At 62.8% G+C, this 23,452-nt stretch carries 23 protein-coding genes; 9 read left to right on the top strand and 14 right to left on the bottom strand.

Annotated features, from left to right (window positions below):
- Nucleotides 1-56: 56 nt before the first annotated feature.
- From K3762_RS02080 to K3762_RS02065, 4 genes are all read right to left on the bottom strand, one after another.
- Nucleotides 57-662 (bottom strand): outer membrane lipoprotein carrier protein LolA, encoded by a 606-nt coding sequence (locus K3762_RS02080; protein WP_132444126.1) that lies wholly within the window; start codon nt 660-662, stop codon nt 57-59.
- Nucleotides 663-837: 175 nt separating this feature from the next.
- Nucleotides 838-3,753, bottom strand: coding sequence for a DNA translocase FtsK (locus K3762_RS02075; protein WP_132444125.1), 2,916 nt, complete (start codon nt 3,751-3,753; stop codon nt 838-840).
- Between the two features lie 12 nt (nt 3,754-3,765).
- Nucleotides 3,766-4,950, bottom strand: coding sequence for an aminotransferase class I/II-fold pyridoxal phosphate-dependent enzyme (locus tag K3762_RS02070; RefSeq protein ID WP_132444124.1), 1,185 nt, complete (start codon nt 4,948-4,950; stop codon nt 3,766-3,768).
- A gap of 120 nt (nt 4,951-5,070) precedes the next feature.
- Nucleotides 5,071-6,405, bottom strand: a complete 1,335-nt coding sequence (locus tag K3762_RS02065) for an amidase (protein ID WP_260012775.1) — start codon at nt 6,403-6,405, stop codon at nt 5,071-5,073.
- A gap of 85 nt (nt 6,406-6,490) precedes the next feature.
- On the opposite strand from K3762_RS02065, the gene K3762_RS02060 reads away from it, so the two are divergent.
- Entirely contained in the window at nt 6,491-7,717 is a 1,227-nt protein-coding gene (locus tag K3762_RS02060) for an FAD-dependent monooxygenase (protein WP_132444123.1), read from the top strand.
- Between the two features lie 10 nt (nt 7,718-7,727).
- On the opposite strand, the gene K3762_RS02055 is transcribed toward K3762_RS02060, so the two are convergent.
- The 5 genes from K3762_RS02055 to K3762_RS02035 all read right to left on the bottom strand — a co-directional run bounded on the left by K3762_RS02055 (nt 7,728) and on the right by K3762_RS02035 (nt 11,507).
- Nucleotides 7,728-7,910 (bottom strand): Trm112 family protein, encoded by a 183-nt coding sequence (locus tag K3762_RS02055; protein ID WP_132444122.1) that lies wholly within the window; start codon nt 7,908-7,910, stop codon nt 7,728-7,730.
- Complete coding sequence (locus tag K3762_RS02050; protein WP_067624388.1) at nt 7,907-8,551, bottom strand: LON peptidase substrate-binding domain-containing protein; 645 nt, start codon at nt 8,549-8,551, stop codon at nt 7,907-7,909. Before K3762_RS02050 ends, K3762_RS02055 begins: the two co-directional genes overlap by 4 nt.
- Before the next feature lie 27 nt (nt 8,552-8,578).
- A complete protein-coding gene (gene trxA / locus K3762_RS02045; protein WP_132444121.1) occupies nt 8,579-9,499 on the bottom strand; it encodes a thioredoxin in 921 nt (306 codons plus the stop codon).
- 54 nt (nt 9,500-9,553) lie between these two features.
- Nucleotides 9,554-10,342, bottom strand: a complete 789-nt coding sequence (locus K3762_RS02040; RefSeq protein WP_132444120.1) for an exodeoxyribonuclease III — start codon at nt 10,340-10,342, stop codon at nt 9,554-9,556.
- A gap of 478 nt (nt 10,343-10,820) precedes the next feature.
- Complete coding sequence (locus tag K3762_RS02035) at nt 10,821-11,507, bottom strand: response regulator transcription factor (protein ID WP_067261731.1); 687 nt, start codon at nt 11,505-11,507, stop codon at nt 10,821-10,823.
- Between the two features lie 162 nt (nt 11,508-11,669).
- On the opposite strand from K3762_RS02035, the gene ribA reads away from it, so the two are divergent.
- Entirely contained in the window at nt 11,670-12,761 is a 1,092-nt protein-coding gene (gene ribA / locus K3762_RS02030) for a GTP cyclohydrolase II (protein WP_132444119.1), read from the top strand.
- Nucleotides 12,758-13,252: a L,D-transpeptidase gene (locus K3762_RS02025; RefSeq protein ID WP_132444118.1), complete on the top strand. Its 495-nt coding sequence runs from the start codon at nt 12,758-12,760 to the stop codon at nt 13,250-13,252. The genes ribA and K3762_RS02025 overlap by 4 nt, the downstream gene beginning before the upstream one ends.
- Here K3762_RS02025 and K3762_RS02020 read toward each other — a convergent pair.
- Both K3762_RS02020 and K3762_RS02015 read right to left on the bottom strand, forming a co-directional pair.
- Nucleotides 13,242-13,895 (bottom strand): YggS family pyridoxal phosphate-dependent enzyme, encoded by a 654-nt coding sequence (locus K3762_RS02020; RefSeq protein WP_132444117.1) that lies wholly within the window; start codon nt 13,893-13,895, stop codon nt 13,242-13,244. The genes K3762_RS02025 and K3762_RS02020 overlap by 11 nt on opposite strands.
- A 102-nt stretch (nt 13,896-13,997) precedes the next feature.
- Nucleotides 13,998-14,948 carry a porin gene (locus tag K3762_RS02015; protein WP_120350008.1) on the bottom strand — a complete coding sequence of 317 codons (951 nt, stop codon included), beginning with the start codon at nt 14,946-14,948 and terminating at the stop codon, nt 13,998-14,000.
- Between the two features lie 291 nt (nt 14,949-15,239).
- Between K3762_RS02015 and K3762_RS02010 the strand changes: the two genes are divergently transcribed.
- From K3762_RS02010 to K3762_RS01990, 5 genes are all read left to right on the top strand, one after another.
- Nucleotides 15,240-15,734 (top strand): DUF3576 domain-containing protein, encoded by a 495-nt coding sequence (locus K3762_RS02010; protein ID WP_259947204.1) that lies wholly within the window; start codon nt 15,240-15,242, stop codon nt 15,732-15,734.
- Between the two features lie 82 nt (nt 15,735-15,816).
- Nucleotides 15,817-18,363 (top strand): leucine--tRNA ligase, encoded by a 2,547-nt coding sequence (gene leuS, locus K3762_RS02005; protein WP_260011210.1) that lies wholly within the window; start codon nt 15,817-15,819, stop codon nt 18,361-18,363.
- Nucleotides 18,350-18,850, top strand: a complete 501-nt coding sequence (gene lptE / locus K3762_RS02000; protein ID WP_120350005.1) for an LPS assembly lipoprotein LptE — start codon at nt 18,350-18,352, stop codon at nt 18,848-18,850. The genes leuS and lptE overlap by 14 nt, the downstream gene beginning before the upstream one ends.
- Nucleotides 18,847-19,845: a DNA polymerase III subunit delta gene (gene holA / locus K3762_RS01995; protein ID WP_132444113.1), complete on the top strand. Its 999-nt coding sequence runs from the start codon at nt 18,847-18,849 to the stop codon at nt 19,843-19,845. The genes lptE and holA overlap by 4 nt, the downstream gene beginning before the upstream one ends.
- Nucleotides 19,846-19,864: 19 nt before the next feature.
- Entirely contained in the window at nt 19,865-20,458 is a 594-nt protein-coding gene (locus K3762_RS01990) for a glutathione S-transferase family protein (RefSeq protein ID WP_067624420.1), read from the top strand.
- Here the strand turns inward: K3762_RS01990 and K3762_RS01985 are convergent.
- Nucleotides 20,455-21,633, bottom strand: a complete 1,179-nt coding sequence (locus K3762_RS01985; protein ID WP_132444112.1) for a TIGR03862 family flavoprotein — start codon at nt 21,631-21,633, stop codon at nt 20,455-20,457. The two genes, K3762_RS01990 and K3762_RS01985, sit on opposite strands and share 4 nt — an antisense overlap.
- A 121-nt stretch (nt 21,634-21,754) precedes the next feature.
- On the opposite strand from K3762_RS01985, the gene K3762_RS01980 reads away from it, so the two are divergent.
- Nucleotides 21,755-22,060, top strand: a complete 306-nt coding sequence (locus tag K3762_RS01980) for an HNH endonuclease (protein ID WP_240791559.1) — start codon at nt 21,755-21,757, stop codon at nt 22,058-22,060.
- On the opposite strand, the gene K3762_RS01975 is transcribed toward K3762_RS01980, so the two are convergent.
- Entirely contained in the window at nt 22,057-22,671 is a 615-nt protein-coding gene (locus K3762_RS01975) for an enoyl-CoA hydratase/isomerase family protein (RefSeq protein WP_132444111.1), read from the bottom strand. The two genes, K3762_RS01980 and K3762_RS01975, sit on opposite strands and share 4 nt — an antisense overlap.
- A complete protein-coding gene (locus K3762_RS01970) occupies nt 22,668-23,417 on the bottom strand; it encodes an SDR family oxidoreductase (protein ID WP_260011209.1) in 750 nt (249 codons plus the stop codon). The genes K3762_RS01975 and K3762_RS01970 overlap by 4 nt, the downstream gene beginning before the upstream one ends.
- Nucleotides 23,418-23,452: the final 35 nt, after the last annotated feature.

Genomic DNA, 23,452 nt, shown 5'->3' with positions numbered 1-23,452 from the left:
CAATGCAAAACGCCCCGGCTGGATCAGCCGGGGCTTTTTTTGTTCAGCAGGGCCGCTTAGCGTTTGCTGCCTGCCCGTGCGCCTGCGGTGTCAAACAGGCTGTTGGAGATATTGCCCCCCACCTGCATGTCACCCAGCACAACGGTCGTGGCACTGCCATTGCCGTCGTTGATGATCCACTGACGCAGCTGCACCGGGTTGCCGGTGAACTTCATCTGGATGTTGCCATATTGCGGGTTGGCGGGGTCTTGGGCCGTGACCGTGGTGGCGGTGCCGTCATAGCTGTGACCGGTCACCATTTTGGCGCGGCCCAGATTGACGTTTTCCGCCAAGATGATCGACAGCGGGGTGCGCGCCAACGGGTAAGTCTCTGCCGGTTGGTTGGATTTCTTGTCATAGATCACAACCGTATTGGCACCCGCGACGACCAGACCGGAATCAGGGGCGTTATATTCGAAACGTACCTTACCGGGGCGTTTGATATAGATCGTGCCCGTGCTGATCGACCCATCATCGTTGATCTGGGTGAAGTCGCCCTTGGCGGTGCGAAGCTGGTTCAGATAGCCCGAGATCTCGTTCAGCGACAGTTGCTGTGCCGCCGCCGCGAGGGGGGCCGATACGGCCAGACCAACCGCCAGAATAGCAGAAGTAAGTTTACGCATGTTGTTCGTCCTGTGTTGCCTCACGTTCTGACATAGGGCGGGTGGGCGTGATATTCGATATCAGGGGGCGGTTTTTCGCTATCGCGGCCTCTGCCCCATAAAAAAACACCGCCGGGAGGGAGGCCCGGCGGTGTTTTCTTTATGACCGCCCCCGAGAGGGGAGGGGGCGCGTAGCCTATGCCTGTTCCGGCACCAGAATCTCGCGCTTGCCAACATGGTTGGCCGGAGACACGAGCCCCTCTTCCTCCATCTGCTCCACCAAACGCGCGGCCTTGTTATAGCCGATCGCCAGTTTGCGCTGGATGTAAGAAGTCGAGCATTTGCGGTCTTTGATGACCACCTGAACGGCGGTGTCATAAAGCGCGTCTTCACCATCGGTATTGCCGCCAAGGCCCAGCACCGCGTCGATGTTGCTTTCTTTATCCTCGGACGGCCCTTCAACCACGCCACCGACATAGTCGGGCTCACCGAATTGCTTGAGGTGGTTGACGATCTCTTCGACCTCTTCGTCGCTGACGAAGGGGCCGTGGCAACGGGTGATCTTGGCCCCGCCGGCCATATAGAGCATGTCGCCCATGCCCAGCAGCTGCTCGGCACCCATTTCACCCAAGATCGTGCGACTGTCGATTTTCGAGGTCACTTGGAAGGAAATCCGCGTGGGGAAGTTTGCCTTGATCGTGCCGGTGATAACATCGACCGAGGGGCGCTGCGTCGCCATGATCAGGTGGATACCCGATGCCCGCGCCATCTGCGCCAGACGCTGAATGCAGGCTTCGATTTCCTTGCCCGCGACCATCATCAGGTCGGCCATCTCGTCTACGATAACGACGATATAGGGCAGCGCCTCGGGGGTATTTTCCTCGGTCTCAAAGATCGGCTCGCCGGTATCTTCGTCAAAGCCGGTTTGCACAGTGCGAGAGAACATCTCGCCCTTGGCCAGCGCTTCGCGGACGCGACCGTTGTAGCCTTCGATGTTCCGCACGCCCATTTTGGACATCTTGCGATAGCGCTCTTCCATCTCTCCGACGGTCCATTTCAGCGCGACAACGGCCTTTTTCGGGTCGGTCACAACGGGGGACAGCAGGTGAGGGATGCCGTCATAGACCGACAGTTCCAGCATCTTGGGGTCGATCATGATCATCCGGCATTCCTGCGGCGTCAGCTTGTACAGCAGCGACAGGATCATCGTGTTGATCGCCACCGATTTACCCGAACCGGTGGTCCCCGCGATCAACAGGTGCGGCATTTTCGCAAGGTTGGCGACAACCGGATCACCGCCAATGTCCTTACCAAGCGCCAGCGGCAGGCGCTGGTTGCCGTCGCCGAAATCACGACTCGACAGGATTTCGCGCAGGATCACCTTCTCGCGGTGTTCATTCGGCAGTTCGATCCCGATCACGCTGCGGCCCGGTACGGTCGAGACACGCGCCGACAGCGCGGCCATGGAGCGCGCGATGTCATCCGCAAGACCGATGACGCGGCTGGCCTTGAGACCCGGCGCAGGCTCAAGCTCATACATGGTGACGACGGGGCCGGGGCGCACGGCGACGATCTCGCCCTTGACGCCATAATCATCCAGAACGGTTTCCAGCATGCGCGCGTTTTCTTCCAGCGCCTCATCGCTCAGGTGCAAACGCTGCACGCCTTCGGGGCTTTCCAAAAGGCTGAGCGGCGGCAATTCGAAACCGGGGTGCGTGTCGTCAAAGGTCAGGGTGGGCTGCGCCTCGACCTGCGCCTGTTTCGAGGGTTGGACGGCCTTGCGGGTCGGCTGCTGCACCACTTTGCGCGGCTCGGCCACGGGGATTTTCATCGTTTCGGGTGCAGGCGCTTGCTGCAAAGGTAGGGTTTCAGAGGCCACTGTATCCTCGTAGCCCTGAACCATCGACTCTTGCATCACCCGCTCTTCGTGCATCGGTGCCGGTGTGGGCTCAGGCTGAACCTGCGGCCTACGCAGCAGCGGCTCGGGGCGCAAGGTCGCGGCGCCGGCGGTCAAAGGCGGCTCGGCGCGCAGGGTGGCGGGCTGGCTGGTGTTCAGCAACAGCGGGTCCGGTCCACGGCCCCGGCCTTTGGTCAGCGGGGCGGTTGTGGGCGTGTGGATCGCATTGGCATTGCGGACGCGGTTCTTGATGACATCGGCGATCTTGCTCTTGATGCGCTCCTCGCCCGGTGTCTCATCCACGATGGCGTCGCTGTAGGTCTCGATCAGTTCCGGCTCGGGCATATCGTCCGCTTCGGGGCGTTTGATAAGACCGGGCATGCGGCCAAACAGGCTGCGCGGCTCTGCTTCCGGCTCGGCCATGGGGGCTTGCTGCGCGTAGTAATCCTGACTTGCGTCCTGTGCGGCCCAAGTCTCGGCTTCCTCAGCCTCCTGACGGCGACGCTCGCGGCGTTCGGCCTGACGGGCCGACAGGTTCTGCGCGGCCACAACGGCACCGCTGGCGCCACGGCCCAGAAGGGTCATCAACCCGGCATAGGCCATGATCAGACCGACCAGCAGGAACCGCGCGATGCGCAACAACTCAGCCTTGGTGAAACCCAGTACAAAGGCACCAAGAGCCACGATTGCCACGCCCATCAAAAGCGACATCAGCTTGACCGTCAGGGTCGAGCCGATGGGCAGGATCGTCAGCAGCGCGCCCATGACGGTATCGCCAAAAAGCCCGCCCAGACCGAAGCTATGGGTCAGCAGCCATTCCTGACCGGGGGCCAGCGTCGCGGCATAGATGGCCCCAAGCGCCACGGCGATAGGGGCAAAGATCAGACGCCCGAGGGCGCGGTCATCGCCCTGATGCAGCGCGAAACGCCCGCCCCAGAACAGCAGGACAATGGCAATGCCCCAAGCGCCCCAGCCAACGATCATGAACAACGGTGCAGCGATGGAGGCACCGATCCGGCCCATCCAGTTCTGCACCGGCGCATCCGTCGAGACCATCCAGTTGGGATCGTCGGGCGTATAGCTGCCGATCATCATGGCGGCCATAATGCCCAGCATGATCAGCGCCAGCCCCAGCAGTTCACGACCGCGCTTTTCGATTGCCTCGGCCATGTTGCTGTCTAGCAATGGATCGCGTCCCCGTGTCTGATATGCCATGTCGTCCCTCGCTTATGTCGAATACAGACAGTCGCGGATCGCTTCCAACCCGCGCGTCGTTTCGTCTTTTGGGGCCACCAAGGCGACCCGAATGTAATTCTGACCGGGATTAACCCCGTCTACGTTCTGCGCCAGATAGCTGCCGGGCAGCACCCGCACGCCTGTCTCGCGCCACAGTTTCAGCGCTGCGGCCTCGTCATCCTCGACCGGGAGCCACAAGAAGAACCCCGCCTCGGGGCTCGCATAGCCCGGCACATTGCCAAAGATCCGGTCGGCGATGGCGTATTTCTCTTGGTAGAGCGCGCGGTTCTCTTCCACATGCGCCTCATCCGCCCAAACAGCGGCAGCGGCCTGTTGCAAGGGCAGCGGCAATGGCGCGCCCGCGTAGTTGCGCAGCTGCTTGATCTCGCGCATCGTCTCTGCCCCGCTGGCGGCAAAGCCCGAACGCAGCCCCGGCAGGTTGGAGCGTTTCGACAGCGAGTGAAAGATCACCACCCGGTTGCGGTCGGTGCCGAGTTCCTTAACCACCTCCAGCGCGCCGGTGGGGGGCGTGTCGCGGTAGATCTCGGAATAGCATTCATCGGCGAAGATCAGGAAATCATATTTCTCGGCCAGCGCGATCAGTTCGGCCCAATAATCGCGCGAGGCGACAACGCCCTGCGGGTTGGCGGGCGAGCAAAGATAGGCCGCCGTGGTGCGGCGCAGCACCTCTTCGGGCAGGCTGGCGAAATCGGGCAGATGGCCCGTCTCCGCCGTGGCGGGCACCATGATGGGCTCTGCTTCTCCGGAAATCGCGCCGATCATATAAACTTGGTAGAACGGGTTCGGCATCAGGATGGCCGATTTCTCCCCATTCTTCGTCGCGGGGCAAAGCGCTATGACGGCATTGTATAGCCCCTCGCGCGTGCCGTTCAGCGCCATCACTTCATTGTCGGGGTCCATCTCAACACCATAGCGCCGCGCGATCCATGCGGCGATGGCCGCGCGCAATTCGGGCGAGCCGTCGTTTGGCGGGTATCTGTTGAAACCTTCGGCGTGTTTCGTGATCTCATCCGTGACCCAAGCCGGGAAAGCATGTTTCGGCTCGCCAATGGTCATATGGATAGGCGTACCGCCGCCCTCATGCCCATCAAGCAAGGCACGCAGGCGCGGCCACACGTGGGCCGGAAGGTTCGAAAACCGCTCGGAATACATCATCAAAACTGCCTCGGATCGGGATCATTTGCGCCCCGTTTGCCCCAAGGTACCCAAGGCCGCCTCTCCCGTCCAGAAAAACCGGGAGATTTGCGGCCCTTGTGGCTTTTCGGTCGTGCGCTGTTATGCCTCGCGCAGGGCCGCTTCAGCCGCTGCACCAAGGCGCAAAAGCTGCTCTTCTGCGTTGGGGGCGGACATCAAAGAGATGCCGCAGGACGGCGCTCCGGTTGGCAACGTAAGCGCGCAGAGCCCCATGAGATTCGCGACTCGCGTGTTGCGCAGCGAAAGGAGATTCTGCGCGAGGTAATAGTCGTGATCGCTGTTCAGCCGCTCGATGTTCGGCGGCAGCATCGGCGCGGTCGGCACCAGCACCGCGTCATAGCCCGCCACGGCCCGGTCATAGCCCGCCCGCGCCAGATCAAGCTTAGCCCAAGCGGCGACGTAATCAGGGCCAGAGAACCCCTTACCCAACCGAAAACGCTCAAGAATTTCAGTGAACATGGCCTCGGGATCGGCCTCGATCACATCGCGCCACAACCCGTAGGCTTCGGTGGTGTAGAGACAAGAACTCAGCGGCATCGCCTCTTCAACCTCGGGCACGGCGATTTCATCGACAGTAGCACCTGCGTCTCGCAACCGCTCCACTGCCGCGTTGAAAGCCGCCTTTGGCTCTTCGGAAAGCTCTTCCATCACAACGTTGGTCAACACCGCAAAACGACAACCTTCGAGATCGCTTTCGTGCAAATCGGGAGATTTGGCACCTTCTAAAACGCTCAGCAGCAGCGCTGCATCTTCGACAGATCGGCAAAGCGGGCCGACCGTATCGAACTTCGCCGCCAGCGGCACCGTCCCGGCGAGGGAGACCCGTCCAGCCGTGGTTTTAAGCCCGACCAGATCATTCCACGCCGCCGGAATACGTACCGACCCGCCAGTATCAGACCCAATCGCCGCCGCAGCCAAACCAAAGGCGACCGAGGCCGCAGCCCCCGAGGACGACCCACCAGAGACACTGTCAGGCTCGTTCACGCCGGGCGGTGTCGCGGTGCTGGGATTATGGCCAAGGCCCGAGAAGGCCAATTCGCTCATGTGGGTTTTGCCCAGACAGACCAGCCCCATGGCCGTGGCATTGGCGAGGACTTCGGCGTCGCTTTCCGGCACGCGGCCTTCGAGCAGCTTGGTCCCCGCCTCCGTCGCCGTGCCCGCGGTGTCAAAAAGGTCTTTCCAAGAGATCGGCACACCATCGAGGGGCGACAGGCGCTGGCCGTCGCGGCCGCGCTCTGCCGCCGCCGCCGCTTCGGCGCGGGCGCGCTCGGGGGTGACGCGGGCATAGATACGGTCGCGCATCGGATGTGCGTCGATGGCATCAAGAAAGGTATCGCAAAGCGCCACGGGGTCGATATCGCCCGCCGCGATTCCGCGCCCCAGATCCGCTGCCGTCATTTCCAACCATTCCCGCATGTCGTACCCCTTGCCGATGTTCGTGGCGAACCTAGCGACCGTTCGGCGCATGGACAATCCCTGCGCGCAGGTCATATCTAGGGCCATGGATTTTGACCACGATATCGCGATCATCGGCGGCGGGCTGAACGGCCCTGCCCTTGCTCTGGCCCTCAGCCGCGCGGGTTTGCGCGTGGCGGTGATTGACGCCCTGCCCGCGCAGACATTTGAGAATGCCGACTTCGATGGCCGCGCCTATGCGCTGGCGCTGACCTCGGTCAGGTTGATGGAAGGCATCGGCATCTGGCCCGAGATCGCCGGCGACGCCCAGCCGATGCTTGAGATCAAGGTCACCGATGGGCGCGCCGGAACCGGCCCCTCGCCCATGTTCATGCATTTCGACCATGCCGAGATCGAAGACGGCCCGATGGGCCATATGGTCGAAGACCGCCACCTGCGCCGCGCCTTGCTAAAGGCCGTTGCGGCCGATCCGGCGATCACCATGTTGAACGACACCCGCGTCACCGATCAAACGGTAGAGCCGACAGGCATCACCCTGACGCTGGAGGGTGGCAAGACCCTGCGCGCGCGACTGGCAGTCGGGGCCGATGGGCGCGGCAGCGGCACCGCCGAACGCGCCGGGATCAAGCGCATCGCATGGTCCTATGCACAAACCGCATTGGTCTGTGTGGTCAACCACGAGAAACCCCACCACGGCATCGCGCATCAGTTCTTCATGCCGCCCGGCCCGCTGGCAATCCTGCCGTTGACGGGTAACCGCTCGCTCATCGTCTGGAGCGAAGCCAAAGCCAATGCCGCCGCGATCAACGCCCTGCCAAACGCGCAATATCTCGACGTCCTTCGCCCGCGTTTTGGCAGCTTTCTGGGTGAGATTTCTCTGACCGGCCCGCGCTACAGCTATCCACTTGGCCTATCACTTGCGCATTCCATGACCGCCCCGCGTGTGGCGCTTTTGGGGGATGCTGCGCATGGGGTCCACCCCATTGCAGGTCAGGGATTGAACGCAGGTCTGCGCGATGTGGCGGCCTTGGCCGAGGTGATTGCCGATGCGGTGCGACGGGGCGAAGACCCCGGAAACGACGCGGTACTGGCGCGCTATCAGGAATGGCGACGGTTCGACAATGCCAGCCTTGCGCTGGCGACCGACAGCTTCAACCGGCTGTTTTCGAACGACAATGCACTTTTGCGCTTGGCCCGCGACATGGGCATGGCCGCGATCAACGCCCTGCCCGGCCTGCGCCGGACCTTCATCCGCGAAGCGGCGGGGCTGACGGGCGACTTGCCCCGATTGATGCGTGGAAAGCCCCTTTAGCGGGGTCCAGTTACAGCGTCCGCGCTTCGTCCGGCAGCATCACCGGAATGCCATTGCGGATCGGATAGGACAGCCCGGCAGCTTTCGACACCAGCTCTTGCTTTTCCGCGTCATAGGTCAGCGTGGTTTGGGTGCGCGGGCAGATCAATGCCTCCAGCATCCGGCGGTCGAATTGAACGGTGGCATCCGTCATTGCATCAAGCCCTCTTCCTGACCGCCGCGCATCGCGAATTCGATCAATGTCACCAATGTCTCGCGCCGGGTTTCCAGCGAAGGCGCCTCTAGCAACGCCTGTTTGTCCTCGGCTTCAAACTCCAACATCATCGACAGGGAGTTTATCAGCAGCTCATCCTCGGCATCTTTCAACGTGTCCCAATCAGCCGAGAGGCCGCGGGTGTCGAAATACCGCCCCAAGAGATCAAGAAACCGCACCCGGTCGAAACTGTCGTCGACCTCATCCTCGCCCAAGTCACGGTCAAAGCCCGCCCAGTTCACATCGCAGCGGCGATAGGGGGAAAAGCCTTCAATCTCTTCCACCACGCGAAAGCGCGAGACGCCGCCAAGAGTCACCATATAACGGCCATCCTCGGTCTCGGAAAACTGGGTGATGCGGCCCGCGCAGCCGATCTGGTGCAGCCCGTTGCCGTCGCGGCCGGGCATCTCGTTGGGCTGGACCATGCCAATCAACCGCGTGTCAGTCTTGAGCGCGTCTTCGATCATCTGAAGGTAACGCGGCTCGAAGATATGCAGCGGCAGGCGCGAGCGGGGCAGCAGCAGCGCCCCTGCCAACGGAAAGATCGCAATAGTCTTGGGCAGTTCTGCGGGCTTGATCATGACAAGGGACTTAGCGCGCCCGTCTCCTCAGGCAAATATCATTGACGACAGTTTACGACGCCCGCTCAGCACCACCGGATCATTGGGTTTCAGCGCTTCGAAGATAGTGAAAAGCTGCGTCTTGGCGGCGCCCTCGTTCCACTCTCTGTCGCGGCGGAAAAGCTCCAGCAGATGATCGACAGCGGCCTCGGCATCGTCATGCGCGTAAAGCGCTTGGGCCAGATCGAACCGCGCCTGATGATCGTCGGGGTTCGCCTCTACCTTCTCGGTCAACTCGGCCACGGGGCCGGCATCGGCGGCCTGATGCGCCAGTTGCAATTGGGCATGGGCGGCTTCAAGCTCGGGGGCCTTGGAGATCTCAATCGGCGCGCCGTTCAACAGGGCTTCGGCCTGCTCCAACTCGCCCATCGCGATATGGGACCGGACCATCCCGCCATAGGCAGGCGCGTTCACCGGGTCTTCTTCCAGAATTGCGGCAAAGGTCTGCGCCGCATCGGCAGCAGCCCCCTCGGCCAGCATCTCTTCGGCGGCGGCGACGGCATCGGCCAGCGTATCACCGGGGGCTTCGCCGCCCCCCGCCTTTACCACGCGGTCGACGAAAGCCTTGATCTCGGACTGCGGCAGCGCGCCTTGGAAACCGTCGACCGGCTGGCCTTTGAAAAAGGCATAGACCGTGGGGATCGATTGGATCTGCAATTGGCCCGCAATGTTCTGGGCCTCATCGACATTGACCTTCACCATCTTCACCGCGCCCTTGGCCGCGCGCACGGCGTCCTCCAACATCGGGCCAAGCGTCTTGCAGGGGCCGCACCACGGCGCCCAGAAATCAACGATGACCGGCACCGTTTGCGAGGCATCGACCACGTCAGCCATGAAGGTCGCCTCGGTCGTGTCCTTGATCAGGTCGGCATCCGCAGGGGCGGCGGTGGAAAGGTTCAGGTCGGTCATGCTGTTATCCTCGCTAATCGCGTTTGGCCTTATATGGACGTGCGGGGACGCGATTCAAAGGTCAAAACTGGCAAAAACCGGCGCGTGGTCGCTGGGTTTCTCCCAACCGCGCGCATCGCGGACGATATGGCTGGAGTGCCCGGCCTGCGCGATATCCGATGTGGCCCAGATATGATCGAGCCTGCGACCCTTGTCGGCGGCATCCCAATCGGCAGCGCGGTAGGACCACCAGCTATAGAGATTGCCCGCGGGCACATCTTGGCGGGTGATATCGACCCAATTGCCCGCATCCTGCACCGCGCCAAGCGCTTCGACCTCGACGGGCGTGTGGCTGACGATCTTCAACAGCTTTTTGTGGTCCCAGACATCATCCTCACGCGGGGCGATGTTCAAGTCGCCCACAAGGATCGACTTCTCGGGTTTGTCGCCGTGGAACCAGTCGCGCATTTCCGAGAGGTAATCGAGTTTCTGGCCAAACTTCTCATTGATCTCGCGGTTGGGTTTGTCGCCGCCTGCGGGGACGTAGAAATTGTGAATCGTGGTGCCGTTTTCCAGCTTGGCCGCCACATGGCGGGCGTGGCCCAACATGGCGAAATCCTGATCGCCCGCATCCACCAAGGGCAGCTTCGACAGGATCGCCACACCGTTGTAGCCCTTCTGCCCACGCGCAACCATATGGGTGTATCCCGCCGCCTTGAACGCCTCGACCGGGATCTTGTCGACCGGGCTTTTGCATTCTTGAAGGCAGAGCACATCCGGCCCGTGTTCGGCCAGCAGCTTCAGCACCAAAGGCTCGCGCAGACGGACAGAGTTGATGTTCCAAGTGGCGAGAGAAAAGGACATGGGGGCAGGCTCCGGTCTGGGGGTAGGTCGGCACAATAACGCGGGTGGCGCGGCGGTGCCATGCGGAAATGGGGTTCCTTGCGGTAAGGGCCATCGCCTGCCCGCGAGTCGGCGACCCAAGGCCGCTTGTTGCCACTTTATGGTGCGGCCTTGATGTGGGTTCTGAAGGTCGCGCCCAGCCTCTCTAAATCGCCTATCCGGTCGCACCGGAGGTGCGCTCAGAATGATACGGCACGCCTTTGGCGTGACGGGCGGGCAGGCGATGGCCCGGCGCCTGCGGCGTGTCTCCGGGCCGGAGTGACGATCTCAACCCCGCCCCGGACAAAAAAAGGCCGGGCACTATGGCCCGGCCAGTCCAACAGGGAGGTATGTACCTTTACCCGGGTACAAAAGTCGGGCTTCAAACCGAGTGGCGGGTCATGAAAACCCCGCCTCTCAGGGTTTCCAACCAAACGAGGTTGGAAATGGTTCCCGGTTTTTATGCCATCAGGCGATAACCACCGGATTCAGTCACCAGCAAGCGGGCATTCGAAGGGTCAGGCTCGATCTTCTGCCGCAGGCGGTAAATATGGGTTTCAAGCGTGTGGGTCGTGACGCCCGCATTGTAGCCCCAGACCTCATGCAGCAACACATCGCGCGGCACCACACCATCGTTGGAGCGGTAGAGGAACTTGAGGATATTGGTCTCTTTCTCGGTCAGACGCACCTTGCGGTCGTCCTCCGTGGTCAGAACCTTCATCGCGGGTTTGAACGTATAGGGTCCAAGCTGGAACACCGCATCTTCGGACTGCTCGTGCTGGCGGAGCTGCGCACGGATACGGGCCAGAAGGACGGGGAATTTGAACGGTTTGGTGACATAGTCATTCGCCCCCGCATCAAGGCCGAGGATGGTATCGGCATCGGTGTCATGACCGGTCAGCATCAGGATCGGGCTTTTCACCCCCTGTTTGCGCATCAGACGGCAAAGCTCACGGCCATCGGTATCGGGCAGACCCACGTCGAGGATGATAAGATCATAGAGCGCCTCTTTCGCCTTGGTCATCGCCTCGGTGCCGTTGGCGGCCTCGAACACATCGAAATCCTCGGTCATGATAAGCTGTTCGCTCAGCGCTTCGCGCAGGTCATCGTCATCGTCAACGAGCAGGATTTTCTTAAGCTGGGCCATCTATCTCTCCGTCTGTTGCCTTATACATGCGCTTCGGCACGGGCTCCGACAAGGTATGTGACCTCTGTCTCACAGCCTCGTGTCAACAAAGCGTGAAATGTTTCAATTCCTTGGGAAATAACTTAGATAAACGCTGAAGCCTTTGCGGAGTTGCAACAAACCATGAGTTTCGCCCCGGACATCACCGAACAACTGGCGCGTGCGCGGGCCGATTTACGCATGGGCGTGCCCGTGGTTTTGGCCGGTGGGGCGCAGGCCGCGCTTGTGCTGGCGGCGGAAACGCTGACCGCGCAGCGCCTTGCGGATGTGCTGGCCTTGGGCGGTGCGCCGGTGTTGGCAATCACGGCGCGGCGGGCGGAAACGCTTAAGGCGCGCGCCTATGATGGCAATCTCGCGCGCGTGCTGCTGCCCCCCGGTGCAACGCCCGCTTGGGTGCAAAGCATCGCCGACCCGGCGGATGACCTGCGCGCCCCGATGAAAGGGCCCCTGCAGACCGCGCGGGGCGGGGATACGGCCGCCCACAGCGCCGCGCTTGATCTGGTAAAGGCCGCGCGGATGCTCCCCGCCGCATTGGTGCTGGACCTGCCGCAGGGCGCTGACTTCGCGCGACTGCATGGGTTGACCCTGATCGATCTCACCGCCGCCGCCCCCATCCTCGCCCGTCGCAGCGCCCTGCACCCGGTGGTCAACGCCCGCCTGCCGATGGAGGTGTCCGAGGCCGGGCGTCTGCATATCTTCCGCCCTGAGGACGGTGGCGAAGAGCATTACGCCATCGAGATTGGCCGCCCTGCCCGCAACACGCCCGTCCTCTGCCGGCTGCATTCGGCCTGTTTTACTGGCGATCTGATGGGCAGCCTAAAATGCGACTGCGGCCCGCAGCTTCGGGCTGCATTGGCGCAGATGGGCGGTGAGGGCAATGGCGTGCTGCTTTACCTCAACCAAGAGGGGCGCGGCATCGGCCTTGCCAATAAGATGCGCGCCTATTCCTTGCAGGATCAGGGTTTCGACACGGTTGAGGCCAATCACCGGCTGGGGTTTGAGGATGATGAGCGCGACTTCCGCCTCGGGGCCGACATTCTGCGCTCCATGGGCTTCTCCGCCGTGCGGCTGCTAACCAACAACCCCCGCAAGGTCGGGATGATGAAGCAAAGCGGCATTGCGGTGACCGAGCGCGTCCCGCTGGCCGTGGGCGAGAACCGCCATAACAGCGCCTATCTGGCCACCAAAGCCGCGAAGTCTGGGCATCTGCTGTGACCCCGAACGATATGGTTTTGACCCCGACGGGGCTGCGGTTTCAGGGGCGGCGCTATGCCTGCAGCATCGGCAAGGGCGGTCTGACCCATGACAAGCGCGAAGGCGATGGTGCCACGCCGCGCGGGGTCCATCGCTTGGTCGGCATGCTCTACCGGCCTGACCGCATCCCGGCCCCAAGCGCTTGGGCGCAGCCGATCGGGACCGGTGATCTGTGGTCGGACGCCAGCGGCCAGCCTGACTACAACCACCGCGTCCATGTCCCCTACCCCCATAGCCACGAGGCGCTGCGCCGCGCCGATCCGCTCTATGATCTGGTGATCCTGACCGATTGGAACTGGCCAGAGGCCGAGGCCGGGCGCGGCTCCGCGATCTTTATTCACCAGTGGCGGCGGCCCGGCTACCCGACCGAGGGCTGCATCGCCTTTGCGCGGGACGATCTTCATGAGATCGCGGCCCGTGTCGGCCCGGCGACGCGGCTGATTATTCGCTAACCCGCTCGCCAAAGATGGCAGAGCCGACGCGCACATGGGTAGCACCAAGCGCGATGGCCTGCTCAAAGTCACCGCTCATGCCCATCGACAGGCCGCTTAGATCGTTGCGCGCGGCAATCTTGGCCAGCAGGGCGAAATGCAGCGATGGGGCCTCATCCACCGGGGGGATGCACATCAGCCCCTTGACCGGCAGGTCCAGCGCACGGCATTCGGCAATGAAATCATCCGCCTCACGGGGCATCACCCCGGCCTTCTGATCTTCTTCGCCGGTGTTGACCTGAATGAACAGATCGGGACAGCGGCCCATTTCCTGCGCCAGACGCGCGATGGTCTTGGCCAGTTTGGGCCGGTCGACCGTGTGGATCGCCTCTGCCAGTTCCATCGCCTGACGGACTTTGTTGCTTTGCAAGGGGCCGATGATGTGCAGGTCGATGCCGTCGAATTCTTCGCGGAAGCCGGGCCATTTGCCCGCCGCCTCTTGCACGCGGTTCTCGCCGAAAGAGCGGTGCCCCTCTTCCAAGACCGCACGCACACGCGCATCGGGCTGAACCTTGCTGACGGCGATCAAGGTGACCGACCCCGCCGCGCGGCCTGCATCGGCTTCGGCTTTCGTGATGCGGTTTTGGATGTCGCTCAGACTCATTTTCGGCCCTCCATTTCAGGCGCGCAGAAAACAACAGCCTTGAGTAAAAGAAAAGGGGCAGACCGGAAGGCCTGCCCCAATATTCAGAGTATGTCGTTCAACTTAGAAGTTGAAGCGAACACCCATGTCGGCGCGGTCGTCGCCGTTGAAGCGGTGAGCAACACCACCACGCAGGGAGACACCGCCGCCCAGGTCGTGGTTGAAGTCAACACCGTAGCCGGTGTCGTTGCCTGCGCCGTCTTGGTCAGCAACATAGACTTCTACGTCTGTCGCTGCGCCAACGTCGAAACGACCGGCCAGAACAACGCGGTCACCGTTGGTGCCGTTGTCAGCAAACGCCAGTGTCACGTCGGCGATGCCGAAGGAACCGCCAGCTGTTGCTGTGAACTCGGTGTCGCCTGCGTCGTCGGAGTCTTGACCACCAACTGCGAAGGTCCAGCCGCTCCATGTGTAAGCAACGTAACCAGCAACGCGGTCGTTGGTGTCGGAAGCCGACACGTGAACCGACAGATCGCCAGCGGAGTACATGACTTCAACGCCGTTGGAGCCAGCTGCGCCGTTACCACCGGAGGAGTATGCGTCGCCGTTGCCGGCGTAGGCGGTGTAGTCATAGCCCAGGCCGGTCAGGCCGAGGTCGATCGGGTACTGACCCGGCATGGATTCCAGAGCACCGAAGATGTTGCCAACGCCGACTTCAAAGCCACCGGAACGAGCGAAGAAACGAACGCCGTTGATGCCTGTGCCTGCGGGACCAGCATTTTCTGCGAAGTCGTCAGCTGTGCCGAGAATGTTGTCGGGACCAGCGTTGATTGACTGCTGCTCATCGGAGTTGTTCTGCTGGATACGTGCACGGGCACCAACAACAACGCCAGCGTCGGACTCAGCTGTCGCGTCGATCTGCAGACGGAAACGGCTGGTGACGTCTGTGGAGTCGCCTGCTGCTGTGTCGTTGTACAGGATACCAAAACGGCCGTAGCCGCCGAATGTCACGTCTGCTGCTGCTACACCGGCGGTCGCAACCAGGGCTGTTGTAGCGAAGAGAACTTTTTTCATGAGTTTTCCCTCGGTTTGAATTCATATGCCCAGACCGGGGAATCCGGTAAGGGTATGAAGGGTGTTTGCCCCCAATGCCCCGCACTTGGCAAGGTTCGCGCGCCCCCCGCCCTCAATGTCGCTGACGCTGGTGCAGCTATGCCACAGTTTCGCCGCCCGGGCCTGCCCCGCCTGCCCGTTACTGCCTTTGGCGCAGGGGCAGAGCGCCCGAACAGGCACCTATGACATAGACCTTGCCGATAAGGGCCTGCTTGGATAGACCGGAGCGCAAACAGGCAAAGGAAAGCTGCAATGGCCCTTCGTACCGCTTGCAAGATGGCGATCTCCGTTCTGGCGCTCAGCGCGCTTGCCGCCTGTGGTGGGGGCTTTGGCAGCCCAGCCACGGAACGGCCGGATCAATACACCAACCCGAACAATCCCAATAACATTGAGACCAATCCAGACAATACGATCTGGTCGATCTTCAATCGCAAGAACACGGATTCCAGCGTTTCAGTGAACAAGTACCTCTGGTCGGCCTCGCTGGAAGTGTTGAACTTCCTGCCGGTGCAATCGGTCGATCCTTTCACCGGGGTTATCGTCACGGGCTACGGCACCCCTCCGGGCGGTGGCCGTGCCTATCGCGCGACCGTGCTGATCGACGACCCGGCACTGGATGCCCGCTCGCTCAACGTGGCGCTGCAATCCTCGGGCGGCCAGCCGGTGGCACGGGCGACAACCCGCGCGGTAGAGGATGCGATCCTCAGCCGGGCGCGGGAGATGCGCGTGTCCGACAGCAAATTCTGAGCCCGCTTAACTCAACACGTTTCCAACGCCGGGCCTTGTGAAAGCAGCAGCCCGGCGTTTTTCATGTCACGAAGGTCCCCTCATGCCCCGCTATACCCCCGCCGAGATCGAAGCCCGCTGGCAGCAAGCCTGGGAAAAGGATGGCGTCTTTCAGGCCACCCGCAACGCCGAAAAGCCGAAATACTATGTGCTTGAGATGTTCCCCTATCCGTCGGGCCGGATCCATATGGGCCATGTGCGCAACTACACGATGGGCGATGTGATCGCGCGCTACAAGATCGCCACCGGGCATAACGTGCTGCACCCGATGGGCTGGGACGCCTTTGGCATGCCCGCCGAAAACGCCGCCATGGCCATCGGCGGCCACCCGGCGGATTGGACCTATGACAACATCGCCGAGATGAAAAAGCAGATGAAGCCGCTCGGCCTGTCGATTGACTGGTCGCGCGAGATCGCCACCTGCCACCCCGGTTACTACGGCCAGCAGCAGGCGCTGTTTTTGGACTTCCTCAAAGAGGGGCTGGTCTACCGCAAAAACGCCGTGGTGAACTGGGACCCGGTCGATATGACCGTGCTGGCCAACGAGCAGGTCGAAAACGGCTGCGGCTGGCGCTCTGGCGCGCCGGTAGAGCGGCGCGAGTTGACGCAGTGGTTCTTCAAGATTTCGGACCACTCCGAAGAACTGCTCTCGGCGCTCGACAGCCTCGACAACTGGCCCGCGAAGGTAAAGCTGATGCAGGCGAACTGGATCGGCAAATCGCGCGGGCTGCAGTTTGCCTTCTCGACCATCGAAGCACCCGAGGGCTTCGACCGCATCGAAGTCTATACCACCCGCCCCGATACGCTGCTGGGCGCGTCTTTTGTCGGCATTTCGCCCGACCACCCGCTGGCCAAAACGCTGGAGCGGGACGATGAAGCCGTCGCCGCCTTCTGCGCCGAATGCCGCAAGGGCGGCACCACCGAAGAGGCGATCGAGACCGCCGAGAAGCTGGGCTATGACACTGGCATCCGCGTGCGCCATCCCTTTGACACGGCGCATGAACTGCCCGTCTATATCGCCAACTTCATCTTGATGGACTACGGCACCGGCGCAATCTTTGGCTGCCCAGGCCACGACCAGCGCGATTTCGACTTTGCCAGCAAATACGATCTGCCGATCATCTCGACCTTTCTGCCCTCGGAAGATGCCTCACCCAAGCTCGACGAAGCCTTCGTGCCGCAGAAATCGGAAAAGGTCTTCTACAACCGTGGCTTTGCGGGTGACCCGTGGCAGACCGGCGAAGACGCCGTCGATGCGGCCATCGCCTTTTGCGAGGAAAACGGCATCGGCCAAGGCGTCACCAAATACCGCCTGCGCGACTGGGGGCTGAGCCGCCAGCGCTACTGGGGCTGCCCGATCCCGGTTGTCCATTGCGACGACTGCGGCGTGGTGCCTGAAAAGAAAGAGAACCTGCCGATCGAGCTGCCCTATGATGTCACCTTTGACACCCCCGGCAACCCGCTTGACCGCCACCCGACATGGCGCAACTGCGCCTGCCCCGCCTGCGGCAAGGACGCCCTGCGCGAGACCGACACGATGGACACCTTCGTCGACAGTTCGTGGTATTTCGCCCGTTTCACCGCGCCGCGCGCGGACACGCCCACCGTCATGGAAGACGCGCAATATTGGATGAACGTCGATCAATATATCGGCGGCATCGAACACGCGATCCTGCACCTGCTCTACTCGCGCTTCTTTGCCCGGGCGATGCAGATCACCGGCCACCTGCCCGAAAGCGCGGTTGAGCCCTTCGACGCGCTGTTCACCCAAGGCATGGTGACACATGAAATCTACCAGACCCGCGACGATAACGACCGCCCAGTTTATCACCTGCCCGAAGAGGTGACCGAGGGCAAACTCAGCGACGGCACCGAGGTTGAGATCATCCCCTCCGCCAAGATGTCGAAGTCCAAGAAGAACGTCGTCGACCCGCTGCACATCATCTCGAACTACGGCGCCGACACCGCGCGTTGGTTCGTGTTGAGCGATTCGCCCCCCGAGCGCGATGTGGAATGGACCGCCAGCGGCGCCGAGGCGTCTTACAAGCACCTGTCGCGCGTGTGGAACATCTGCGACCGCGTGAGCGAGATGGACCGCGAAGCGCCCGGCACCGGCGATGATGATCTGCTGCGCGCCCTGCACAAAACGATCCATGACGTGACCATGGGCGTGGAATCCTTCGGCTTCAACGCGGCGATTGCCAAGCTTTACGCCTTCACCGCGACTTTGCAGAAATCCAAGGCGGGTTATGCCGCGCAGCGCGAAGCGATCATGACGCTGGCGCAGTTGATGTCGCCGATGACCCCGCACCTGTCGGAAGACATCTGGGCGCATCAAGGCGGCGAAGGGCTGATCACCAAGGCCCCATGGCCCAAGGCCGACGAGAAGATGCTGGTCGATGACACGGTGACCCTGCCGATCCAGATCAACGGCAAACGCCGGGCTGAAATTCAGGTGCCCGCCGACATGTCCAAGGAAGAGGTTGAAAAAATCGCGCTGGCGCATGAAGCTGTCATTCGAACGCTGGACGGGGCCACACCGAAAAAGGTCATCGTCGTGCCCGGACGGATTGTGAATGTCGTTGCCTAAGCCCACCCATATGCGCCGCCGCTTCCTGTTGGCCCTGCCCCTGCTGGCGCTCGCCGCCTGCGGGTTCGAGCCGGTCTATGGCCCCGGCGGCGCGGGCACGGCCCTGCAAAACCGCGTGCTGGTCGATGCGCCCGAAGACCGCTTTGGCTATTTTCTGGTGCGCGAGGTGGAAACCCGCTTGGGCCGTGCGGCCACCCCCCGCTGGGGGCTGGCGCTGACCACCACCACAACCGAAGACGGGCTGGCCATCGACAGCGAAGGCAACACCCGGCGCTATAACCTTCTTGGCACCACCTCTTACGCGCTGCGCGACCTCGACAGCGGACAAATCGTGACCTCGGGCAAGGTCGAAAGTTTTACCGGCTATTCCGCCACCGGCACCACCGTCGCCACCCGTGCCGCCGAGTTGGACGCGCAAGAGCGCCTAATGGTGATTCTGGCTGACCTCGTCGTGAGCCGTCTTTACGCAGCTGACTTGCCGCAATGAAGCTCACCCCGCGCGACGCAAAGCCCTATTTCGCGCGGCCTGATCCCGCGCGGACGGGGCTTTTGATCTACGGCAGCGATGCCATGCGCGTGGCGTTGAAACGGCAGGAATTCCTGAAAAACCTGCTTGGCGCCAATGCCGAAGAGGAAATGCGCCTCAGCCGGATGCCAGCAGGTGAATTGCGCCGCGATCCGGCGATGCTGATGGACGCGATCAAGGCCGTCGGGTTCTTCCCCGGCCCCCGAGCGGCGCTGGTGGAAGAGGCAAATGACAATATCGCCAAAATCCTGCTCGACGCGCTGAAAGACTGGCAGCCGGGCGACGCGCAGATCATCGTCACGGCGGGCGATCTAAAAAAAACCTCCAAGGTGCTCAAAGCCTTTGAGAGCCACCCCAACGCCTATGCCACCGCGATCTATGATAACCCGCCCGACCGGGCCGAGATCGAACAGATGCTAAAGGATGCGGGCCTCACCCCCGAGGCCGACGCCATGGCCGCGCTCAGCGATCTGGCCCGCACCCTTGATCCGGGTGATTTCCGCCAAACGCTAGAGAAGATCACGCTCTATAAACTGGGCGACAGCACCCCCATCGGGCTGGAAGACATTGCCGCCTGCGCCCCCACCTCAACCGAGGCTGAGGTCGACGACATCCTGCATGTCGTCGCCGAGACCCGCGCCGCCGAAATCGGCCCGGTGATGAGCAAGCTTCAAGGCCAAGGTGTGAACCCGGTGACCCTCATCATCATGGCGACCCGGCATTTCCGCACCCTCTACCGCATCGCCGCTAACCCCGGCGCGCCGATCTATGGCGTGCGCGACCGCGACCGCGCCATGCGGCAGGCGCGCAACTGGGGCGCGGTGAAGCTGGAAACCGCGCTTGCGGTGCTGACCGAAACCGACCTCAAGCTGCGCTCTGCTGGGCAGCACGCCCCGGCGCTGGCTTTGGTCGAGCGGGCCTTTATCCGTCTGGCGATGCTGGGCGCACAACGTTGATTTTGGGAGAGGAAATTCAATGTATACTGTCATCGGCGGCACCAAATCCCGCGCTTTTCGCGTCATGTGGATGCTCGAAGAATTGGGCCAACCCTACGCGCTGAACCCCGCCGCGCCGCGCTCGGAAGAGGCGCGCAAATACAACCCTTCGGGCAAGATCCCCGCGCTTGTGGACGGCGATGAGGTACTGACCGATTCCCTCGCGATCATGACCTATCTGGCCGACAAGCACGGCGCGCTGACCGCCCCTGCAGGCACGCCCGAACGCGCGCGGCAGGACGCATTGACCTTTTGGCTGATCGACGAGTTCGACGCGATCCTCTGGGCGGCGGCAAAACACAGTTTCATTTTCCCCGAGGAAGCGCGCGTGCCCGCGATCAAAGACAGCCTCAAGGCCGAGTTCGAACGTGCGGCCAAAAACCTGTCTGACCGCCTGGAGGGGCCGTTTCTGATGGGCGATCAGATCACCGTCCCCGACCTGCTGGCGGTGCATTGCATCAACTGGTCCATCGGCGCGAAATTCCCGCGCGTGGATGATAAACTGAACCTCTGGGCGAAATCCCTGCGCGAACGCCCTGCCTTCGTCGCCGCGATGGCCAAGGAAAACGGTTAACGCCGCGCCCATTCCACAGCATGGCGGCCCGCCCAATGGCCGGTCGCCAGACAACCGTTGATCAGATAGCCGCCCGTGGGCGCTTCCCAATCCAGCATTTCCCCGGCGGCAAAGACGCCCGGCACCTCGCGCAGCATCAGCCCCGCATCCAGCGCGTCGAGCGCTATCCCCCCCGCCGTCGAAATCGCCTCATCCATCGGACGCAGCCCGGCGTGGGCGATGGGCAGGTCTTTCAGCAAGGCGGCCAGCGCCTCGGCCTCCTGCGGCAGCGGGCGCGCCATCTCTTGCAGCAGCGCGATCTGGGCGGGGGTCAGTTTCAGCCGCTTGCGCAGATGGTTGGCCTGACTGTCCTTGTCGCGCGGCTTCGCCAAACGTGCCGCGACATCGCGGACCTGCAAGTCCGGCAGCAGATCAAGCGACAGCCCCTGCCCTTCGCGCAGCCCGCGCGAGACGCTGTAAATGCCCCCGCCCTCCAGCCCACGGGCCGAGATCACCGCCTCCCCACGTGAGGTGTAGGGGCCAGCGCGCCATGCCACACCCTTGAGCGCCGCGCCGAAATGTCGGGTCATATGCGGCGACCAATCGACCAGCAGCCCGACGTTGGCCGGGGCGAAATCGCGCAGGGCCACGCCGCGCTCGGCCAGCAGGGGCGCCCATGACCCCGTCGCGCCAAGCCGCCGCCAACTTGCACCGCCAAGGGCCAATACCGTCACATCGGCCTCGACCACTTCCCGCCCGCCGGGCGTATCGAAAACAAAGGCATCCCCGTCCCAGCCCTGCCACTGCCAGCGGGTGTTGATCGTCACCCCGCATTCCGCCAGCCGCGCAAGCCAAGCCCGCAGCAGCGGAGAGGCTTTCATCGCACGGGGGAAAACCCGCCCCGTCGAGCCGGTAAAGACCTCTTGCCCCAATCCTTCGGCCCAGTCCTGCACCGCTTGGGTATCGAAGGCTTCCAGCATCGGGCGCAAGGCGGTCTGCGCCTCTTCATAGGCGGCGAGAAAGGGCGCGAACGGTTCGGACTTGGTCAGGTTCAACCCGGATTTGCCCGCCATCAAGAACTTGCGCCCGACCGAGGGCTTCGTCTCACAAAGCGTGACCGACAGCCCCGCCTTTGCCATGGCCTCGGCCGCCATCAGCCCTGCGGGGCCGCCCCCGATGACCAAGGCGCGGGTCACGCGGCGCGCCCTTCGGTCTGATTTTCTGACGGGGAAGCCATCGGCCTGTCCTTGCCTTGGGGAGGATTTGACACATCCTCTTGCCTGCCGTGGCCCTGCAATGCAAGCGAAAGGGAGGACCGTGACCGAAGGCGAGGACTTACCAGATTGCCCGCTCTGCCACCGGCCCATTCCTCGGGATGTGCCACAGAGCCTGCATCATCTCATCCCCAAGCTGCGCGGCGGCAAGGGGGGGCCGACGGTGCTGATGCACCACATTTGCCACCGCGAGGTGCACGCCGCTCTGACCGAGACTGAGTTGGCGCGGCACTACAACACGCCTGAAGCGCTGCGTGGCCATCCGAGGCTGGCCAAATTCGCCGCATGGGTGGCGAAACGCCCGCCCGGTTTTCGTTCCAAAGTGCCGGGTGGCACGCGCAAGCGTTAGGCGGGGCTGCACATCCGTTTGATTTCCTGCGCGATTTCGGGCCGCGCAGCCAGCGTATCGGCGGCCAGCGCCAGCGCGTGATCCTGCAGTTCTTCCGCCTCGACAAGGCGGTCGATCAGGCCAAAGGTCAGCGCCTCCTCCGCCGTGATCTTCTGCCCGCCCATCAGCAAAAGCTTGGTCCGCGCAGGGCCGATCAGCGCCGCCATCCGCGCCGGGTCCGAGGGCTGCGGCAAAAACCCGAGCTTCATCACCGGATAGAAGAATTTCGCCCCCGGCACCGCGATGCGCAGATCGCAGGCCAGCGCCATGCCCATCGCACCGCCCGCCAGCGTGCCATTGAGCGCGGCAATGCTCAGCCCCGGCAGGGCAGCCACTGCGCCCGACAGACGCTCCCAAACATCCGATTTCGCCAATCCCGCGCGGGCTTCGTCAAGATCGGCCCCCGCGCTGAACACCTTGCCGCGACCGGTCAGGATCACCGCGCGGGCGGCCTGTGCCTCCTCCATGATATCGGCGAGTTCGACCAGCATGGCATGGGTCAGGGAATTGGCCTTGTCGGGGCGGTTGATCGTGACGGTCCAGATGTCGCCCGCGCGGTCAAGCTCGATCATATGAGGCCCACCGCCTTGCGGATGCCCTCATCCCGCAGGGAAATCTCATCGCCGAGGAAACGATCCGCCTCGGGGCCGCACATCCACAGCAGCGTGCGCGCGGGCCAATCGGCGGGGATATGCACGTCCCAGTCAAGCTGGCTGACTGGGTTCACGCCGCTGTCTTTGATGTCGCGCTGCATGTCGGTGGCCACGGTGCCCGGCGACAGACCGATGGCGCGGATGCCGTTGCCGCCCTCCTCGTGGTGCAAACACTGGGTCAGCATATTCGCCGCCGCCTTGGAGGCGCAGTAGTGGCTCCATGCCTCCACCGGGTTGTGCGCGGCCCCCGAAGAGATCGTCAGCACCGTGCCGCCGCCGTTTTCCTTCATCAGTGGCAGAGCCGCGCGCATGCCGTGAAAGACGCCAGTCACGTTGATGTTGATCGCCTTGGCCCAATCCGACGGATCGGCCTCTGCCATGAGCGAGATCGGATCGATCACGCCTGCATTGTTGATCAGCACATCCAGCCCGCCAAACGCCCGGCGCGTTGTCTCAACCGCAGAGGTCATCTCGTTATAGCGGGTCACATCGCAGGGGATGGCGATGGCGCGATTGCCCAACTCTCCGGCCAATTCGGCGATGGCATCCTGACTGCGCGCCAACAGGGCGACATTGGCGCCTGCCTCGGCGAAAACCCGCGCGGCGGCGGCGCCGATGCCCCGGCTGGCACCGGTAATCATGATCGTCTTGCCTGTCATGTCCATGGGGTGATCCTTCCGCTAATTTTGTACATTACTTG

The sequence above is a fragment of the Sulfitobacter sp. W074 genome, assembly GCF_025142275.1.
Lineage (GTDB): Bacteria > Pseudomonadota > Alphaproteobacteria > Rhodobacterales > Rhodobacteraceae > Sulfitobacter > Sulfitobacter profundi.
Note: the sequence above shows the minus strand (reverse complement) of the source record. Positions and strands in the feature narration are given on the sequence as shown.

Excerpts from the sequence above, each read along its gene's own strand:
- K3762_RS02080 (WP_132444126.1), bottom strand. The coding sequence starts at position 662 with ATGCGTAAACTTACTTCTGCTATTCTGGCGGTTGGTCTGGCCGTATCG.
- K3762_RS02075 (WP_132444125.1), bottom strand. The coding sequence starts at position 3,753 with ATGGCATATCAGACACGGGGACGCGATCCATTGCTAGACAGCAACATG.
- K3762_RS02070 (WP_132444124.1), bottom strand. The coding sequence starts at position 4,950 with ATGATGTATTCCGAGCGGTTTTCGAACCTTCCGGCCCACGTGTGGCCG.
- K3762_RS02065 (WP_260012775.1), bottom strand. The coding sequence starts at position 6,405 with ATGCGGGAATGGTTGGAAATGACGGCAGCGGATCTGGGGCGCGGAATC.
- K3762_RS02060 (WP_132444123.1), top strand. The coding sequence starts at position 6,491 with ATGGATTTTGACCACGATATCGCGATCATCGGCGGCGGGCTGAACGGC.
- K3762_RS02055 (WP_132444122.1), bottom strand. The coding sequence starts at position 7,910 with ATGACGGATGCCACCGTTCAATTCGACCGCCGGATGCTGGAGGCATTG.
- K3762_RS02050 (WP_067624388.1), bottom strand. The coding sequence starts at position 8,551 with ATGATCAAGCCCGCAGAACTGCCCAAGACTATTGCGATCTTTCCGTTG.
- trxA (WP_132444121.1), bottom strand. The coding sequence starts at position 9,499 with ATGACCGACCTGAACCTTTCCACCGCCGCCCCTGCGGATGCCGACCTG.
- K3762_RS02040 (WP_132444120.1), bottom strand. The coding sequence starts at position 10,342 with ATGTCCTTTTCTCTCGCCACTTGGAACATCAACTCTGTCCGTCTGCGC.
- K3762_RS02035 (WP_067261731.1), bottom strand. The coding sequence starts at position 11,507 with ATGGCCCAGCTTAAGAAAATCCTGCTCGTTGACGATGACGATGACCTG.
- ribA (WP_132444119.1), top strand. The coding sequence starts at position 11,670 with ATGAGTTTCGCCCCGGACATCACCGAACAACTGGCGCGTGCGCGGGCC.
- K3762_RS02020 (WP_132444117.1), bottom strand. The coding sequence starts at position 13,895 with ATGAGTCTGAGCGACATCCAAAACCGCATCACGAAAGCCGAAGCCGAT.
- K3762_RS02015 (WP_120350008.1), bottom strand. The coding sequence starts at position 14,948 with ATGAAAAAAGTTCTCTTCGCTACAACAGCCCTGGTTGCGACCGCCGGT.
- K3762_RS02010 (WP_259947204.1), top strand. The coding sequence starts at position 15,240 with ATGGCCCTTCGTACCGCTTGCAAGATGGCGATCTCCGTTCTGGCGCTC.
- leuS (WP_260011210.1), top strand. The coding sequence starts at position 15,817 with ATGCCCCGCTATACCCCCGCCGAGATCGAAGCCCGCTGGCAGCAAGCC.
- lptE (WP_120350005.1), top strand. The coding sequence starts at position 18,350 with ATGTCGTTGCCTAAGCCCACCCATATGCGCCGCCGCTTCCTGTTGGCC.
- holA (WP_132444113.1), top strand. The coding sequence starts at position 18,847 with ATGAAGCTCACCCCGCGCGACGCAAAGCCCTATTTCGCGCGGCCTGAT.
- K3762_RS01990 (WP_067624420.1), top strand. The coding sequence starts at position 19,865 with ATGTATACTGTCATCGGCGGCACCAAATCCCGCGCTTTTCGCGTCATG.
- K3762_RS01975 (WP_132444111.1), bottom strand. The coding sequence starts at position 22,671 with ATGATCGAGCTTGACCGCGCGGGCGACATCTGGACCGTCACGATCAAC.
- K3762_RS01970 (WP_260011209.1), bottom strand. The coding sequence starts at position 23,417 with ATGGACATGACAGGCAAGACGATCATGATTACCGGTGCCAGCCGGGGC.